Consider the following 18,365-nt stretch of genomic DNA (forward strand, 5'->3'; position numbering starts at 1 on the left):
TCAGTCAATTTAAGTAATCAAAGAATCCTATCCTGACCATAAATGGAAAAGTGTTGTAAAAAAATCAAGAAGCGAACTAACGATCAGTAGCGAAAACGTTTGTTTTAGAGATATTAACACTTGTTTAGCATAGGCATGGGGTTGATTCCAAATTTTAAATTCCAAATTTGAAATCAATTCAGACAGAGATGGTCATTTTATAATTTTGTAGAATAGTGTTAAATTACCTTCATGCAAGTAAAAGCGCTGGTATTAAAACTGATGGTGCTTTGTTCACTTTCGGCAAACGCACAACAATTGGCTGACACTTTGTTCAAGCCCACGATTATAAATCCCGCTTATCAAAGAGGAACAGGATCTGTTGTTAGGATTGATGAAGCACATTATAACTTTCATACCATGCGCGGGCGTTACCTTCCTTTTGCCCGCGTGCTGGAACAGGATGGTTACAGGGTTGAAAGGGGCACGCAACTTGTTTCAAGAGAAAATCTGGACTCAACTAAAATTTTTGTAATCGCTAATGCCTTGCATGCTTCAAACCAACAACGATGGACATTACCAACGCCCTCTGCTTTTACAGATGAAGAGATTGAAGCCTTAACAAAATGGGTACAAGATGGCGGCTCATTATTTCTCATTGCCGATCACATGCCTTTCCCGGGAGCCGCTGAAAAACTTGCCAAGGCTTTTGATGTAGCATTCATCAATGGCTTCGCCATGAAAAATGGGGGCAGAGATATTTTTACTATCGATGATGGACTTGTCAGCAATACTTTAACGCAAGGTCGTGACGAAGAAGAGTCTGTTACAACTGTGCAGACTTTTACAGGTCAGGGATTTAAAATTCCAACTAACGCGCAGGCGATTATTACACTAAACGATAAGTACAAGGTCAAAATACCTGAAGTTGCCTGGGAGTTTAATAAAAACACACCTTCAGTGTCAGGCGAAGATCTTGTGCAGGGTGCTTATATGAAATTTGGTAAGGGTAGAATTGTGGTGTTTGGGGAAGCAGCCATGTTTACGGCACAGCGACAAGGCAATAGTAAAATTGGTATGAATGAGAAAAGTGCTTCGCAGAATATGCAATTGCTCTTAAACATTATTCACTGGCTGGATGGCATGATTGATTAAATCAATTGCGCTGCCTCTTAATCTTTAGGCCTTACTTGTTCAGCCAGTTTTTTCGGTGCCACTTCACAATATGCCGTAGTTAAAGCATCCACAAGTAAATCTTTCTGCACCTTTTTCATTTCAATCAATGTCCAGCCTTGCTTACCCCATTTATTGTCTAGTGGATAAATGATTGTTTTATCAGCTGAGAAAAACACGTGCTGATCAATTTCAGAAAGTTTAATGCAAAGTCTTTCATTTTTCTGGTCGTAGGTAGCAAATATCTTTGCTTTCACCATGAATGAAGTCTTTTCAAAATGTGGCATTTCTGTGGCTTCCGGAAATGAAAGCGCCAGTTTTCTCACGGCATTAATTTTTACCATATTTTAAGCCATTGTTCTGTTTATTCTTTGAAAAAATGTTTCCGCATAAATCTACATACAAATAAGTAAACGCTACAGAAGCCATTGACCGATCATCTACTTTTCCAACACTTATCAAGGTCAATCATTTAACTTCAATTTCCAACCAAGTCAATATTATGAAGAAACCTAAACTCATGCTTGCCGTACTGCTATTCTTGCTATGCTTGATTAACGGATATGCCCAAGACAATACGAATGTACTGGAAGAACTTAAGAAAGTTGCCATCATAGATCAAAAGGTAATGATGCCGATGCGTGATGGCGTGCGCCTTTCAACCGACATCTATCGACCGAAAGGTGATGGCAAGTATCCGATAATATTCTCACGTACCCCCTATAATTTTAACAGCTACCGCGATGGTGAGTTGGTAACACGAACTTTGCAAACAGCATTAGATGCTGTACAAAAAGGATACGCTTATATAGTACAAAATGAACGTGGTCGCTTTTTCTCAGAAGGCGAGTGGGATATTCTGGGTACACCTACTACTGATGGCTATGATGCCTTTACCTGGATGGCAGCACAAAATTGGAGTAATGGAAAAATTGGAACTCTGGGTTGTTCTTCAACGGCAGAATGGCAAATGGCTGTTGCTGCACTAGAGCATCCTAATCTGGCTGCTATGGTGCCACAGGGTTATGGTGCGGGCGTGGGTCGCATTGGTAAATTCTACGAACAAGGCAATTGGTTTAGGGGTGGTGCACAACAAATGTTATTTACTGCATGGTTGTATGGAACCCAACACGATGAGTTTAAACCTTCCTTGCCTTCAAATATTACACAAGAGGATTTACAGCGTATACAACGTTTCTACGACATGGCACCACGTTACCCAAAAGTAGATTGGTCGGTAGGTTTGAAACATTTACCAGTGCAGGATATTATCAAAAATGTAAATGGCCCAAAAGGCATATACGAAGACATGATCCGGAGAACACCCAACGATCCGGCATGGTATAAAGGTGGGTTATATCATGACGACATGCCATTTAACACACCAAGTTTCTGGTTTGTGTCGTGGTACGATGTGTCAAGCAGTCCTAATCTTGCTTTATACAATCATGTGCGCAATAATGCGAAAGATGCTGCTGTGCGTGACAATCAATATTTAGTAATTGCACCAACTTTGCATTGTGCTTATACAAGAGCAACTGAAAATACCATTGTGGGTGAGCGTAGTGTTGGTGATGCACGTCTTAATTACAACGAGCTTGTTTATGGTTGGTTTGATGTTTGGCTAAAGGGTGAATCAAGCGATGCCTTGAAAAAAATGCCTAAGGTTAAATACTTTACCATGGGAAGTAACCAATGGCAAAGTGCTGATACCTGGCCACCTGAAAATGCAGTGATGACTACCTACTATTTAAACAGCCAGGGTAAAGCAAACACAGGTGCTGGTAACGGAACCTTGAGCACGAAAAAACCAACTAAAGATAATCCGGATACTTTTAAATACGATCCCATGAATCCTGTGATGTCGTACGGAGGCAACGTTTGCTGTACTGGAAATGCAGTGCAAGGTGGATCGTTCGATCAGCAGGAAATGGAGAAGCGCGATGACATATTGGTGTACACAAGTGAACCACTCACAGAGGGTATAGAAGTAAGCGGATTTATTGAATCTACTTTGTACATATCATCCGATATGAAGGATACTGATTTTACGATTAAGTTGATTGATGTATATCCGGATGGTAAGGCATATAACCTGGATGAAACCATTCAAAGAGTACGCTACCGCGAGGGCTACACAAAGGAAGTATTTATGCAAGCTGACCAGGTGTATAAAGTGGATTTAACACCCATGTCAACCAGCAATTATTTTGAGAAAGGACATCGCATTCGTATTGAAGTATCGAGCAGCAATTTTCCTCGCTTCGACAGAAACTTAAATACAGGGGGAAATAACTTTGATGAATCAGAAGCGAAGGTGGCTACGAACAGTGTGCATCACGCAGCAAAATATTTGAGTAGTATTCGTTTGCCTATTGTTAAAAAGAAGAAGTAAATGTTTTCTGAAGAAAACATCTGCACTTAGAAAAGATCAGGAGTGATAAGTTCACTCCTGATCTTTTTGTTTGATCATATTGCATTTTAAATTGTTATACGGTCTCTTGATAACCGTACTGAATCTTTTTGCTAAGATTTAACACTTACAGTCCTCGTTGTAATCAGCAGTTCGTCAATAAAAACAAGCCGTTTAAAGATGCAAATGCCTCACCACTCATCCACAATATTTCGTGTATCGTTTAAACAGTAAAACCAGTATGCTATGAATACGGAAAAACTATTGTACACAGATGGTCATAAGATCACTGTTACGGATTCAACTTTTAAAGTGAAGAAGAGCCTGTATCATTTGGAGGGAATTATCCGGCACGATTTCAGGGTAATTCCACCAAGACGTATTCCAGTGCTTGTTATGCTCGCGCTTGGACTTGTCTTTTTAGCCTTGGGTGTTTTTAACTTGACCCCTGTTAACGCTATACAAAATTTGCAGGTTGGTGAGTATATATTAACAGCACGTTTGCTTTCACTCATCTTCGGAGTTATGATGTTTCTGGCGGGAATTATTTTTCTGATAATTGAGAGAGAAAAGTATGGCGTGCAAATCGTAACAGCCGAAGGTGAAAAAGAAGTCGTTGTTAGTAAAGAAAGAGAATACATCGCCATGATTCACGAAGCCCTTAGTAAAGCGTTGGAAAAATGGAGATTTTAGATTCTCTATCTAAAATAAAAAACCGGAGTAATCCGGTTTTTATTTTTTATGAATAATCGATGTGTTACTGAAATAATTTCTAATAACTCCAATCCAGTTTCCAGGTATCAATAATATCAAATGATAATTTAAAACCTGAGGTAGGTTTTAGATTATTAGATTGTCCGATAATACCGTAAACGCCTAATCGTAGTCTTCTTCGAGGTCCTAACTTAAATATACGCTCAAGGCCACCAAAAATCTCCTGATGACGAAAGTTGCTCTCTTGTATCCACATAGCCCCTGCACCGGCAACAGTTCTTATTTTGGTTTTTTTGATTAATGGAATATTATTGATCATGGCGCCATTGAAATGATGGATGTAGTGTGCTTCTAAAAACCAGTTAGTGGTAGTAAGTGAAGTGTCTAATAATTGAAAGGAGTGTAACGGCTCGGAATACAAGACTGGGTCTGCCTGTCTGAAACGTTTTATATCGATATCAGGAAGCTCTTTTGTGTTAACAAACCTGCCTGCCTGAAATGTGTACCTTGAATCACCAAGTGTGCCTAAAAGTAAATTTTGCTGAACGGAAAATTCTATGTAGTCGAAATCAACATCACTTCCGAAAATATAATCCCAACCCTTTTTATGATTAAAAGTAAATGTTGGGTATTTGCTACCTAATACAACTTTACGTGTTGGCTCGGTCATGTATTGTTGACCAGGTGTATAGGAAATTGTGGTGTTAGATATAAATGCCTGGTAATTATTAAAAATGAGTGGATCACCCTGTTCATAGATGTCATCAATTATTGACGTTGCATTTAATGAATCGATAGGTTTTCGATTGGCAAAGCCCCACTGTGATCTTACATAAAAACCATTGAAAAGTTCTCTTCTGTAAAAAATGTCAGCGTGCTCGTGTAAAATGTAATTGGCAATTTTTAACTGGTTTAAGTACGCATCAAAGGGATAGATGGTGTAAAAGGATCTTCCTACAAATCCACCCAGATCACCTAAGTGGTATGGATCATGTCTCCACCATGCATTTACGTTTCCTTGAATGTCTTTATTCTTAAAACCTACATTAACAGAGCCGTTTATCCAAAGTGTTCTGTCATTTTCATATCTACGAAAATAACTGCCATAAGGGCCAAGTCGAAAGCCACCAACAACTGCAAAATCAATAAGACTGAGTAATGAGGCTATGTTGACTGAACTTTTCTTATTCCCATTTCTAAAGCCAACTCCGTGGTATAAAACTTCACCGATAGTTACTTTATTAAATTTTGCATTAATAGAGTCGATATAGCGCTTACTGCTCCTTACTGCTTCAATACTATCACGGAGGGCAATTAACTTTTTCTCATCAGCAGAGAGTGCTTCAGGGCGAGCTTGATTCCAGTAACTTGAATCTTTTTTATAAGCATCTTTTGTTATGACGGAAACCTCATTGCCAAAAAATCGCTCTGGGAAGGCAACGTCTTTTTCGTAGTTTGAATAGGCAAGAATGGTTTTCCCTTTAAAAATTCTTTCACTTGCTTTTGTTTCGTACGTAAATTCTTGCCTTGTTGGAATCCACCAGCCTTCACTTATCTCTTCGTAATTCTGTTTAATAATGAAGAGATCATAAAATTTTAACCCACCCTTTTCAATGGTAAACTCAAGGCGATTAATATTCCAAGTGCTATCATTTACGTACAAAAATCCATTAACAGTTGCGTCACCACTTTTTCTTGGAATGACTTTTATTTTATAAACCACCTTTTCATTTTCTTTCAAAACAGCATCTAGTTTATACTTGTATGATAGTATGGCTGTTCTGCTAATAGGAGAGATAAGTGGTATTTCAGAAATTCCCTTCATATCAACAAGGTTATGATAGAAATTGAAATCAGCTTGACTAAATATAGGTATGTACAAACCTGCTTTACTGCCATATAATTTATAGGCTGTTCTTTCTTCTTTATAGTTGTCGGGGTATTTATAATTTAGCGTGAGTTGCATTTCCACTAAATTGATTTGCATTAATCTGGCTTCTTCTTGCTTGCGCGCTTCTTCGAGAGGATCTTTTGTTGGATCTATTTTAGAAATTTCATCAGCTGGATTTTGTTGTGTTGATTTTTTCTTTTTGTCAGATTGCTCCAAAGCACGCACGTAGATGTTTGTCTTGTAGCTTTTAACCTGTGTCAGGTGCTTTTCTTTATTGTCGATTACAGATTGTATAATTTCAAAAGCAGGATCACGCCTGCTGGCCCTAATCACTAGTTCGTTAAGTTGGGTGCTTGAGGTTTGCAACTTTATATTTTTAATCAACTCGCTATCAGCCACAGTAATAACAAAGGCCTGCGACTCATAACCAACACAAGAAACGGCAACATGATAAATGCCGGTATTCATTAGCATAAAATACTTGCCTTGCATATTAGTTGTAGTGCCCGAGTTTAACTCTCTTATAAAAATGGTGGCGTATGGAACAGGCTGATTATTTTCATCTGTGATTGAACCGCTAATACTTTGACCCAAGCTATTTAAAGATAGGCAGAGCATGATGCTACTGTACAGTAGTTGATGATATTTGAGGGAACCTTGTCTCAAAGGATATAGGGATAGTTAATTTATTGCTTTGCATGAGTAAGGTTATTGCATTATCAACTTCCTGCATTTACAAAGCTGTTAGATCATTTGCTTTGATAATACTCACTCTACGCAGCGCGCATTTACCTTTCCTTCCCGACTGCACATACCTTGACAATGTATATAAATGGATAAACACATCTTATATTGTGTGAGGCATGATTTTTTTCTTCTGGTAATTGTTTGGCAACTAATCTTGACAGGGAATTCCTTAATGGTCTGATCTTACATTTACGCAGTTTGAATTTTTAAATCAGCGTATTCAAATATCAATTAGAAGATTGAAAGTTTCTAAGAGATACTAAAAGTAAAAGACCAGAGATCTCTGGTCTTTCAAGTAACAATATAATTAAGTAGTCTCACCCAGAATCGAACTGGGATCAAAAGTTTAGGAAACTTCTATTCTATCCGTTGAACTATGAGACCATTAGAATGCAAAAATATAAAACTAAGTGGGTTGATCAGCTTCGGGATTATTAATAAATGAAAATTCATATCCATCTGTGATATAGTTAGGATAAAACTGCAGATGTTTCTTCTTCACCTCTTCAAACAGAAGTTGCTTCAACGCAGCAATGTTCAGCTTTTTGGCTGCCGCAATAAATATGATGTGTTCGAAGCCCATTTGTCTGTAATAGCCCTTAGCTGCTTCTTCATCAAAATCAGGTCGCTGCTCTTTTAGTATATCTACTTTGTTTAACACTAATACCACCGGTATGGAACCAGCATTAAGTTCAGCCAATGTTTTGGACACGACTTCAATATGGTTTTCATGATAAGGATGAGATACATCTACAACGTGTAGTATAATATCTGCCTCTCTTACCTCGTCCAAAGTAGATTTAAATGATTCAATTAAGTGATGAGGTAACTTGCGGATAAAACCTACAGTATCCGAAAGTAAAAAGGGGATTGTTCCTAAATTGATTTTACGCACCGTAGCATCTACTGTAGCAAAGAGTTTATTCTCGGCTAGCACATCTGATCCAGAAAGCAAATTCATTAATGTTGATTTACCCGCATTGGTATAACCGGCAATAGCTACCCGCACTATGTTCTGCCGAGATTTGCGTTGGGTAGCATGCTGACTTTCAATCTTTTTCAGTTTCTCCTTTAAAAGAGATATCTGGTCGCGAATAATACGTCTGTCTGTTTCAATTTCTCGTTCACCTGCTCCCCCCCTTGTCCCTGTACCACCTCGTTGGCGCTCCAAGTGAGTCCACATACGGGTAAGGCGTGGAAGTAAGTATTGGTTTCGGGCAAGTTCTACTTGTGTTCTGGCTTGGGAGGTCTGGGCTCTACGCAGAAAAATGTCTAGTATCAACAAGCTCCTGTCATAAATACGCACTTTAGCTTCCTCATCTTTTGGGTTCAGTTCCTTCTCCAGGTTCCGGAGTTGAGATGGGCTTAGGTCATCATCAAAGATTACATGATTAGCAGGTAGTGCACGCACATATTCTTTCAATTCCTCCAGCTTTCCTTTACCGATAAAGAATTTGCCATCCGGCTTTTCCAGATTCTGGATAAGTCTTTTGCCGGTTTTAATTCCTGCAGTCTCAGCTAAAAAGGCCAGTTCGTGCAAATGCTCTTCAACAAGTTCCGGGTGTCGGCTGTTACCTAAAGCAACGAGTACTGCAGTGTTTTGTTTTTCAGTCATTTATAAATGGTGCGAAATAAACGGAAAAAAAGTATAGCTGGTTTCACTACAGGTTACTTTTTCTTAGATTTGTAGTATTAATGTCTATAAATGTGCTTAAACGATTTTTTCGACTGACCATCGAGACTTCGTTGCTTTGATCAGGGGCCTATGAAAGTTGCTGTCGTGTTAAACACCTCCTGGAATATTTACAATTTCAGGCTAAATTTTATCAAATCTTTGCTGGCTGAAGGACATGAAGTTCATACCATAGCTCCAAACGATGATTATACCCATTTTTTAACTGAAATAGGTTGTACCCATCACAATGTAAAAATGGACAGTCGTGGAGCTAATCCCATTAAAGACCTAGGATTACTTATAGAATTATGGGCCATTTACCGAAGGCTAAAGCCAGAGGTAGTGCTTCATTTTACCATAAAACCTAACGTTTACGGCACCCTAGCAGCAGCTATGCTGGGTATTCCATCAGTAAATAATGTGTGCGGTTTAGGCACAGTTTTTTTAAAAGACAATCTGGTTTCAAAAATTGCAATTGGGCTTTATAAAATCAGCTTTCGCTACCCTTCAAAAATATTCTTTCAAAACCCTGACGACCTCAAACTTTTCGTGTCAAGAAAATTAGTTGCTGCACAAAAAGCCGATATTGTTCCGGGTTCGGGTATTAACCTTGAGCATTTCATGCCTGCTGATTTTCAGCGGAATGAGACTTTTACTTTTTTAATGATTTCAAGGCTTATAACTGATAAAGGTGTTTTGGAGTATGTCGATGCAATTCAACGCTTTAAACAGCAAGGACTTAAAGCAAAATTCCAGGTACTTGGTGCAATTGATCCACAACACAAAAGAGGTATAAATGAAAAAACAATTGCAAAATGGATTGAAGAAGGCACTTTTGAATATTTGGGAACTACCAACGATGTGCGTCAATTTATCCAGGCAGCAGATTGTGTAGTTTTACCTTCTTATAGAGAAGGCACCCCCAGGACACTTCTTGAAGCAGCGAGTTCTGCTAAACCGATAATTGCAACTGATGTTCCTGGTTGTAACCATGTGGTAGAGAACAATATCAATGGTTTGCTTTGTAAAATAAAGGATGAAAAAGATCTTGCAAACAAAATGGTTCAGATGCATGCCATGGATGATTCGAAACTTAAGGCTTTTGGCCAAAATGGCCGTGTAAAAATGGAGCGTCAGTTTGATGAAAAATTAGTGATCAACAAGTATCTTGCTGAGCTGAAAATCATACAAATTGCATCCTAACGTATCTTTTATTGAAACTGGCATAGCCGGACTTATTCAAATTGAGCCAAAGCTTTTCCTTGATGAGAGAGGCTATTTTCTCGAAAGCTATCGAGATGATTGGTTAATTAATATTGATCCAGACATTCAATTTGTTCAAGAGAACCAATCGTTTTCTAAAAAGGGTGTAATCCGAGGGCTCCATTTCCAGTTGCCGCCTTTTGCGCAGGCTAAGCTTGTAAGGGTTATTTCAGGTAAAGTACTTGATGTCGTTGTAGATTTGAGAAGAGATTCTGCAACGTTTGCTAAAACCTATAGCCTGGTGCTTGATAGTGAAAAACAAAACCAATTGTTTGTACCAGAAGGGTTTGCACACGGCCTGGCAGCGCTAGAAGACAGTATTTTTTTCTACAAATGCAGTAAGGTGTACAATAAGGAATTTGAACGTGGACTATTGTGGAATGATCCCGATTTGAAAATAAAGTGGCCTTTCGATGAACCAATAATTTCAGAAAAGGACACATACCTCCATACATTACAAGAGTTAATTAGAAATTCAGTAATTTAACTGCTAAATCAAAGCGCCTTTGAAACCATTTTATTGGATAGTGCTTATCTCGTTATCATTTGCTTCTTGTAGCTCGTACAAGCAGAGTATAATGTTTAAAACATCCGAATCTTCTGCAATCAAACAAGCCGCGAATAATCTCAATCAGGCCTATGTACTTACTAATTTTGATGAGATTTCACTAAAAGTTTTCACTAAAAATGGAGAACGCATTATCGACCCTGACGACTTGTTAATGCGTCAAGGCATGGCCAATCCGCAGCAAGCACAAGATCTTATAAAGACTCAAAATTTTGAGATAGATAAATTCGGTGTCGCTAAGTTGCCTATGTTGAATGAAGTTAAGCTCGCGGGCTTAACCCTGCGAGAAACAGAGCTATTGCTTCAGAAGGAATTTACCAAATATTATGAAAATGCCTTTGTAACAGTTGAATGTGCCTCGCATCGAGTTGTGGTGTTGGGTTCAACTGGAGGACAAGTGGTGCCACTTACTTTTACTAACACTTCCGTATTAGAAATATTAGCACTTAGTAAAGCTTTTGCTATCGATTCAAAAGCACAAAATATCAGATTGGTAAGGGGGAATGATGTTTACATACTCGATTTTAGTACAATAGAAAGCTACAGAAATAGTAACATGACTGTTTTGCCGGGGGATATAGTATATGTAGAACCTGTACGAAGACCTTTGGCCGAGGGACTACGCGACTATGGTCAGTTGCTAGCGATCACCACCTCTATTGTTGCAATTTTAATAGTAACGCTAAGGTAAATCTGCTATATGGATAAAGGATTTACAAACGAATCGGAAACAATTGACTTCTCAAAACTCAAGTCTATTCTGCTGAAGAATACAGTTTGGATATTGTTATTATTTATACTTTGTAATTTATCAGCTTATCTCTACATACGTTATACTAAAAATGTTTACGAGGCAGAAGCAGAAATAAAACTTGAAGTAAATAACGAGGCAAATGAATTTGGTATCACCAAAATAATGGAAGACCAAAACCTGAATTTAATTTCGGGCGAAATTGAACTTATACAATCAAATTTATTTTTAAGCAGGGTAATTGACTCACTTAAATTGGATGTTTCTTATTATAGTGTGGGTGAGTTTTTAGATTATGAGTTGTATAAAAACTCACCGTTTAAAGTTACCCCAATTGAAGTAAACAATTCGTACTATAATCTAAATCACACTATTGATAAAAAATCTGAAGCGCAATTTGAGATTACATTAAGTGATGGGGAAAAGTTAACTGGCAACTTTGGGAAAGTTGTGCAAATGGAGGGCTTTAAAGTATTAATAGAAAGTGCTAAGGGATATACCTACGAACCCAAGAACACATACTCTTTTATGCTTAATGATGCGCAGGCATTACGTGCGTATTTTACAGAGCGACTTATGGTAACTCCTAAAAATTATAATGCAAATACTATTCGCATTTCCTTTAAGGAGTTTAGTGCAGAAAAAGCCATGGACATTGTAAACAAAATTGTAAATATTTACCTGGGCTTTAGTAACGAACAAAAAAACTTTGCCAACAAACATAAGATCGACTGGGTAAACAATGAGCTTGAGCAGATTGAAGAAAAAATGTCTCAGTATGAAGATTACTTTAAAGACTTCACGCTCAAAAACAAAACCCAAGACCTTACTGCTGACATGAGCAGAACGGTCGAACAGATTAACGCCCTTGATACCTCAAGTTTTACAATTAACAGTCGACTAAGGTTAATTCGTAAATTAAAGGAGGATTTAAAAGATGGAAAGACTGAGCGTTATGTAAGTCTTACAGATAAAGAGACGCTGCCACAAGAAGTAATAAACGATGTGTTAGCCTATCAGAAAAAAAGAGAGGCAATTAATGAACTAAAGCTTTCTTATAAAGAATCAACATTTGCATATCAGGAACTACAACGTGATATTGAATTTGCTGAAAAAGCCTTAGTCATTCAGTTAACTGAGTTGGAGAAAATTGTACTGGATCAGGCAAGAAGAGCAGACACAAGACGCAGACTGTTAGAGAGAGAATTTGCAACTATGCCCGATAAGGCAACTGAATACAATAAGAACCAACGCTACTACAAGTTATACGAAGAGTTTTATTTTACGCTTATGCAATCGCGCTCTGAATTTGAGATTGCACAGGCAGGTACCATACCTGACTTTAAGATATTATCTGCTGCCAATCTACCAGGTAAACCGATTTCACCAAAGAGAATTTTAATAACAATCGGTGGTTTTACCACTAGCCTTGTGGTTATATTTTTCTTTGTAGGCTTTCTTTATTTGATTGATGATAAAATTACCAGTGTGCATGAATTGGAAAGAATTGCCAAGGTGCCTATTCTAGGTATCATTCCTGCTTTCAGAAATTCCCGAAAGGATAATTTACCCGTTCAAAATCAGCCTCATTCAATGGTATCAGAGTCCATTCGAACATTAAGAACCAATTTGGATTTCTTTAATGTAAATGGTGTGCAAAAGGTTATTTCTATTTCTTCAACTGTATCAGGCGAAGGAAAATCTTTTGTAGCACGCAACCTGGGTGCCGTCATAGCAATGTCAAATAAAAGGGTGGTGCTTGTCGATTTGGATATGCGCAAACCTAAAGATGATCAGCCACCTCCATTTAATAATAAGGCACTTGGTGTTAGCGGTGTATTAATTGGTAAAAATACATGGCAGGAGTGTGCACAATCCACTTCAGTTGCCAACTTTGATGTTATCCCTGCTGGTCCACATCCACCAAATCCATCGGAGCTATTAGTTAACGGTGCTTTTGAAAAGCTAATTCAAGAATTAAGACAAGCCTACGATTTTGTTATCATTGATACACCACCAGTAGGTATAGTTACTGATGGTATTATGGCTATGAAGCGCTCAGACGTTTGTGTGTACTTATTCCGTGCTAATTATTCCAAGAAAGAGTTTCTTCATAATTTAAAAAGAATTAATTCCCTTCATAATTTTTCTAATGTAACAGCTATCCTCAATGCTTTACCGGCCACCGCACAAACCTATGGCTATGGCTACTACCACGAAGAAAAGAAGTCTAAATATTTCGAATCCATTTTTTTTAACAGATAGTGTTTCATTGGTTTAAAAAGAAAGAAGAGTCCGTTTGGATGCCAGCGTTTACAACAGACGTGCACTCACATCTTTTACCAGGAATCGATGATGGCGTAAAATCACTTGAAGAAGCAGAGCAGGTAATTCTTAAACTTAAAGCACTTGGTTTTACACGACTTATTACCAGCCCTCACGTACACGAATTATACAGAAATAGCTCTGAGACCATACAACAAAAACTAATCTTGCTTAAAGATTACCTGAAGGAGAGAAATGTTGAGGTGTCTTTATCAGCAATTGCCGAATATAATTTAGATGAATGGCTGATGCAACAAGTAGATGCTAAAGCTAAACTTCTTACTTTTTCTCAAAATCATTTATTGTTTGAAACTAATTTCTTCTCAGAACCACTCATACTAAATGATTTTATTTTTAAAATTACTACACTAGGGTATAAGCCGGTTATGGCACATCCCGAACGGTATATGTACTTGCTTAATAACAAAAGTAGAATTGAAGATTTACTATCGCGCGGTGTTCTCTTACAGGTAAACAGCATGTCATTAGGGGGGTTGTACGGCCCAGAAGTTGAAAAATTGGCACGCTTCCTAATCGACCAAAAATATGTAAACATGTTAGGAAGTGATTGTCATAATCTGCAACATGCTGAAATATTAAAACGCGCACAAAAAAGCAAATACTATAGCAAAGCATTGGCGTTGCCACTTTTAAATTATTCTTTATAATGATTGTTGTAACGGGAGCTAACGGATTGTTGGGTAGTTATGTGGTGAGGAGGCTGGTCGAAGCTAAGATTCCTTTTGTCGCCATGCGCAGAGAATCGAGCGACATATCATCGCTTGCTGATATAAATAATATTATTCAATGGGTTGAAGGCGATATTACAGATCCAGACTCGCTGATTGAGATATTTTCTAAAGCAACCGGTGTTATCCATACTGCAGCTGTAGTTTCTTATCATAAACAAGACGGAGAGATTGTTAAATCTATTAATGTAGAGGGCACAAGAAATGTAGTAAACGCCTGCTTAATAACAGGCATAAAACGTTTGCTACATGTAAGTTCGGTAGCCGCCATTGGAAAAGAAAAAGGGCAAGTATATATAGACGAAACAAGTAAGTGGATAGAGGGAGCTATTGTTAGTAACTACGCCACTTCAAAGTATCAGGCTGAATTGGAAGTATGGCGTGGACAAGAAGAAGGGCTTTGTACGGTAATTGTAAACCCCTCAGTTATTCTTGCCCCAACTGATTGGGATAAAAGCAGCGCACAACTTTTTAAATACGCCTGGCAGGAACGTCCCTTTTTTACTGATGGGTCTTTTAGTGCGGTAGATGTTCGTGATGTGGCGACCGCTATCATCAAACTATATAATTCTTCAATTGAAGCTGAGCGTTTTATTCTTACGGCTGAGACGATTTCATACCTCGATTTTTTCACCAAGGCAGCAAATTATTTCGGTAAAAAGCCACCTTCAATACGTGTTAATCGGAAACTGATTCAATTTGCCGCACGGTTTGACGCTTTTCGCTCCTTTTTAACAAGGTCCAGACCTTTAATCACCAAGGAAACAGCCCATTTAGCCGGAAAAAATTTCACTTACAGCAATATCAAGGTTAAGAAAGCTCTTGGACTTGAGTTTCAATCGATTGAAAACACTATTTCCTGGTGCTGCGGGGAGTATAGGCAAAAAATAAGTCTTAAAAAGTAGGATTTGCTATTTAGTTTTGCCCTTGTATTTGTTAACTTTTGCAAACCGATTGCACATGGCAAAAGAGTATCGTAAGCGGGAAGAAGAAAATGAGCTGATAAAGACTTTTGAGGAGAACCTGCGAAAAAAGAAACAAGGTTTTTTTGATCTGGAAGCTTTTCAGGAAATCATAGATTATTATTTATTCAGAGGAAAAAATAATAAGGCATTACATGCAGCAAACTTGGGCATTAGTCAATACCCTTTCTCTGCAGAGTTAAAGGTTGTTAAAGCTCAAATTCTTTCCAACCTGGGTGAGCATGACGAAGCATTGGATATACTTAGTGACGTAGAAAGTATGCAACCCAATGATCCAGAAGTTTTGTTAACCAAAGGCTCCATTTTTTCACTTCAGAATAAACATACAGAAGCAATTGAGTGCTACGAAAGAGCACTTAATCTTGCAGAGGATAAAGACGAAGTTTATTATAACATCGGTCTTGCTTACCAGCAAATTGAGCAATACCAACTGGCAATAGACGCCTATAAAGAAGCAATAGAATTAAACCTCAACCATGAAGGTGCATTATACGAGCTTGCCTTCTGTCTCGATGTAACGGATCAATTAGAAAGTAGTGTTGAGTATTATCAAAAATTTATTGACGAAGATCCGTACTCAGCAGCAGCGTGGTACAACTTGGGTATTGTCTATAATAAACTAGAAAAATTTAGTGAAGCCTTAGTTGCCTACGACTACGCTATCACTATTGATGAAACTTTTGCCTCAGCATATTTCAATGTGGGTAACACTTACATGAATCTGGCAGAGTACACCAAAGCACTGGATTCATTTAAAAAGACAATAGAGTTAGAAGGACCAAGCGCAGAAGTGTATTGCTGCATTGGTGCTGCCTATGAAAGTTTAGAACAATTTGAACTAGGGCTTAAATATTATCAGAAGTCAACTAAGATCGACAGTTTGTATGATGAGGCTTGGTTTGGGTGTGGTGCTTGCCTTGAAAAGATGGAGAAATGGAGTGAAGCCAACCATCATTACACAAAAGCACTCAAGCTGCACACCGAAAATTCTGAATATTGGAAAGCTGTAGCACACTCTGATTTCAAAATCGGACATATTCCACGCAGTTTAGAATCTTATGAAGAGGCGGCCAAACTAGATCCATCAGATAAAGAAATTTGGCTCAATTGGTCATTTATTCATTACGATCAAGGCGAATTTGAGCGTGCTATTGGTATTTTAGCGGAAGGTTTTGTCGAAGTTCCCGATGATTCGGAAATGTTTTACAGAATGACGGTCTACTTAATTGCAGGAGGCAAATTTAAGGAGGCCTTTAACTATCTAGAAAATGCATTAATTTTGGACTTTGATGGTCATACGATCCTCTTCGAGTTCTTTCCGCAGTTGGAAACGCAGAAAGCGCTCTATAAGATCATCGAACAATTTAGAAAAGAAAACAACTAATGAACTACGAACTAAAGAACCTGCCTGAGCGTACCCGTAAGCCCAGGCAATTCGGTTTTACTATGGCCATGGATAAAGGGCTTAGTGTGCGGGAAGCAGAAGACTTTGTGGCTACTTGTGCCGACCATGTTGACATTGTAAAACTGGGTTGGGCAACCTCTTTTGTTACCCCTAACCTGAAGGAAAAACTAAAAGTTTTTAAAGACGCTGGCTTACCCACTTATTTTGGAGGCACGCTGTTTGAAGCTTTTATTATTCGCGATCAGTTTGATGACTATCGCAGAGTGCTTGATAAATTTGATATGCAGTTTGCCGAAGTATCAGATGGTTCAATAGATTTAGATCACGACAAAAAGTGCGATTACATAGCAAAGCTATCTGAGCAGGTAACTGTGTTATCAGAAGTAGGGTCTAAGGATGCAGATAAAATTATCCCACCATATCAGTGGATAGAGTTGATGCAAAAAGAATTGGATGCCGGTGCCTGGAAAGTAATTGGTGAAGCACGCGAAGGTGGTAACGTAGGTTTATTCCGTTCAACCGGTGAAGTGCGTTCAGGTCTTGTTCAGGAGATCTTGACTAAAATACCTTTCGAAAAAATTATTTGGGAAGCACCGCAAAAAGCGCAACAAGTTTGGTTTATCAAATTGTTGGGTGCTAATGTAAACCTGGGGAATATCGCACCTAATGAAGTGATTCCGTTGGAAACAATTCGTTTAGGTTTAAGAGGAGATACTTTCTTACATTTCCTTGGTATTGAGCGAAAGAAAACAAATACAACACCACCTTTTGAGGTTGAGTAAAAGTTAATTTGAAAAATCCTGCTGATTATATTTTGTTGTACCTGAAGGGTATGGCTATGGGTGCTGCCGATGTTATACCAGGCGTTTCAGGTGGAACGGTAGCGTTTATAAGTGGTATCTATGATGAATTGCTCTCCTCGATCAAAGCAGTAGATGGAGAAGCTTTTAAATTATTGATTCGTTTTCGTTTTGCAGATTTCTGGAAAAAGATAAACGGCAATTTTTTGGTAACACTTTTTGCAGGGATCATCACAAGCTTGCTCTCATTAGCAAAACTGATGACGCACTTGTTGCACACGCAACCCATCCTGATCTGGTCTTTCTTTTTTGGTCTTATTCTGGTTTCTGCGCCCCTTGTAATGCGCGAAATAAAACAATGGAACGCTTCATCTATTTTAAGCTTTGTGGCGGGTGTAGGTGTGGCCTATTACATCACGGTAGTAACACCAACGGAAAGCCCGAATAACCTTTTCTTTATTTTCCTCAGCGGTACACTTGCCATTTGTGCTATGATCTTACCTGGTATTTCCGGAGCTTTCATTCTACTGCTGATTGGTAAATACCAATTCATGATAACTGCCCTCATTGAATTTAATCTAACTATTGTATCAATATTTGTATTGGGTTGTTTTGTTGGCATCATTTCTTTTTCAAGATTACTTTCATGGGTACTAAAGCATTACCATAGTCTTGCCATAGCTATTTTAGCTGGTTTTATGATAGGCTCTCTCAATAAAGTGTGGCCATGGAGAGAAATTAAAGAATATGCCACCAACAGTAAAGGAGAACAAATTTCAGTTTTTGATCAAAGTATCTTACCAGGACAGTATTTTGAAGTAACAGGTAAAGATCCATTACTTTTACAAGCCATTTTAATGATGGCCTTAGGTGTATTTATTGTGATTTTGATTGAGCGTATTGCTACGCGACTAAAACTAAAACATTAA

Annotated in this window: 15 protein-coding genes and 1 tRNA gene; 12 read left to right on the forward strand and 4 right to left on the reverse strand. The window is 38.2% G+C overall.

Features of this window, described 5'->3' with window-relative positions:
- The first annotated feature begins 231 nt into the window (after positions 1–231).
- Positions 232–1,134, forward strand: coding sequence for a DUF4350 domain-containing protein (locus SanaruYs_RS11090; RefSeq protein ID WP_127122636.1), 903 nt, complete (start codon positions 232–234; stop codon positions 1,132–1,134).
- 17 nt (positions 1,135–1,151) lie between these two features.
- On the opposite strand, the gene SanaruYs_RS11095 is transcribed toward SanaruYs_RS11090, so the two are convergent.
- Positions 1,152–1,496, reverse strand: coding sequence for an MmcQ/YjbR family DNA-binding protein (locus tag SanaruYs_RS11095; protein ID WP_127122637.1), 345 nt, complete (start codon positions 1,494–1,496; stop codon positions 1,152–1,154).
- 158 nt (positions 1,497–1,654) lie between these two features.
- Between SanaruYs_RS11095 and SanaruYs_RS11100 the strand changes: the two genes are divergently transcribed.
- Positions 1,655–3,547 (forward strand): CocE/NonD family hydrolase, encoded by a 1,893-nt coding sequence (locus SanaruYs_RS11100; protein WP_127122638.1) that lies wholly within the window; start codon positions 1,655–1,657, stop codon positions 3,545–3,547.
- 264 nt (positions 3,548–3,811) lie between these two features.
- The gene (locus tag SanaruYs_RS11105; RefSeq protein ID WP_127122639.1) at positions 3,812–4,258 is read left to right on the forward strand and encodes a DUF6232 family protein; all 447 of its coding nucleotides are present in this window, start codon (positions 3,812–3,814) and stop codon (positions 4,256–4,258) included.
- A 79-nt stretch (positions 4,259–4,337) separates the two neighbouring features.
- Here the strand turns inward: SanaruYs_RS11105 and SanaruYs_RS11110 are convergent, their stop codons facing one another.
- From SanaruYs_RS11110 to hflX, 3 genes are all read right to left on the reverse strand, one after another.
- On the reverse strand, positions 4,338–6,788 hold the full coding sequence (locus SanaruYs_RS11110; RefSeq protein WP_127122640.1) for a DUF5686 and carboxypeptidase regulatory-like domain-containing protein: 2,451 nt from the start codon (positions 6,786–6,788) through the stop codon (positions 4,338–4,340).
- 441 nt (positions 6,789–7,229) lie between these two features.
- Positions 7,230–7,301 (reverse strand) — tRNA-Arg (locus SanaruYs_RS11115).
- Positions 7,302–7,323: 22 nt separating this feature from the next.
- A complete protein-coding gene (gene hflX / locus SanaruYs_RS11120; RefSeq protein WP_127122641.1) occupies positions 7,324–8,532 on the reverse strand; it encodes a GTPase HflX in 1,209 nt (402 codons plus the stop codon).
- Between the two features lie 150 nt (positions 8,533–8,682).
- Here hflX and SanaruYs_RS11125 point away from each other — a divergent pair, with 150 nt between their 5' ends.
- The 9 genes from SanaruYs_RS11125 to SanaruYs_RS11165 all read left to right on the forward strand — a co-directional run bounded on the left by SanaruYs_RS11125 (position 8,683) and on the right by SanaruYs_RS11165 (position 18,365).
- Complete coding sequence (locus SanaruYs_RS11125) at positions 8,683–9,795, forward strand: glycosyltransferase family 4 protein (RefSeq protein ID WP_127122642.1); 1,113 nt, start codon at positions 8,683–8,685, stop codon at positions 9,793–9,795.
- Complete coding sequence (rfbC, locus tag SanaruYs_RS11130; RefSeq protein WP_127122643.1) at positions 9,785–10,342, forward strand: dTDP-4-dehydrorhamnose 3,5-epimerase; 558 nt, start codon at positions 9,785–9,787, stop codon at positions 10,340–10,342. The genes SanaruYs_RS11125 and rfbC overlap by 11 nt, the downstream gene beginning before the upstream one ends.
- Before the next feature lie 91 nt (positions 10,343–10,433).
- Positions 10,434–11,114, forward strand: a complete 681-nt coding sequence (locus SanaruYs_RS11135) for a polysaccharide biosynthesis/export family protein (protein ID WP_127122644.1) — start codon at positions 10,434–10,436, stop codon at positions 11,112–11,114.
- Positions 11,115–11,123: 9 nt separating this feature from the next.
- On the forward strand, positions 11,124–13,439 hold the full coding sequence (locus SanaruYs_RS11140) for a GumC family protein (RefSeq protein ID WP_127122645.1): 2,316 nt from the start codon (positions 11,124–11,126) through the stop codon (positions 13,437–13,439).
- Complete coding sequence (locus SanaruYs_RS11145; RefSeq protein ID WP_127122646.1) at positions 13,439–14,167, forward strand: tyrosine-protein phosphatase; 729 nt, start codon at positions 13,439–13,441, stop codon at positions 14,165–14,167. The genes SanaruYs_RS11140 and SanaruYs_RS11145 overlap by 1 nt, the downstream gene beginning before the upstream one ends.
- Positions 14,167–15,153, forward strand: a complete 987-nt coding sequence (locus tag SanaruYs_RS11150) for an NAD-dependent epimerase/dehydratase family protein (RefSeq protein ID WP_127122647.1) — start codon at positions 14,167–14,169, stop codon at positions 15,151–15,153. Before SanaruYs_RS11145 ends, SanaruYs_RS11150 begins: the two co-directional genes overlap by 1 nt.
- A 55-nt stretch (positions 15,154–15,208) precedes the next feature.
- On the forward strand, positions 15,209–16,615 hold the full coding sequence (locus SanaruYs_RS11155; RefSeq protein ID WP_127122648.1) for a tetratricopeptide repeat protein: 1,407 nt from the start codon (positions 15,209–15,211) through the stop codon (positions 16,613–16,615).
- Complete coding sequence (locus tag SanaruYs_RS11160) at positions 16,615–17,418, forward strand: phosphosulfolactate synthase (protein ID WP_127122649.1); 804 nt, start codon at positions 16,615–16,617, stop codon at positions 17,416–17,418. The genes SanaruYs_RS11155 and SanaruYs_RS11160 overlap by 1 nt, the downstream gene beginning before the upstream one ends.
- Before the next feature lie 8 nt (positions 17,419–17,426).
- Positions 17,427–18,365: a polyprenyl-phosphate transporter gene (locus SanaruYs_RS11165; RefSeq protein WP_218022432.1), complete on the forward strand. Its 939-nt coding sequence runs from the start codon at positions 17,427–17,429 to the stop codon at positions 18,363–18,365.

Origin of the sequence: Chryseotalea sanaruensis (genome assembly GCF_003990915.1) — a bacterium.
GTDB lineage: Bacteria > Bacteroidota > Bacteroidia > Cytophagales > Cyclobacteriaceae > Chryseotalea > Chryseotalea sanaruensis.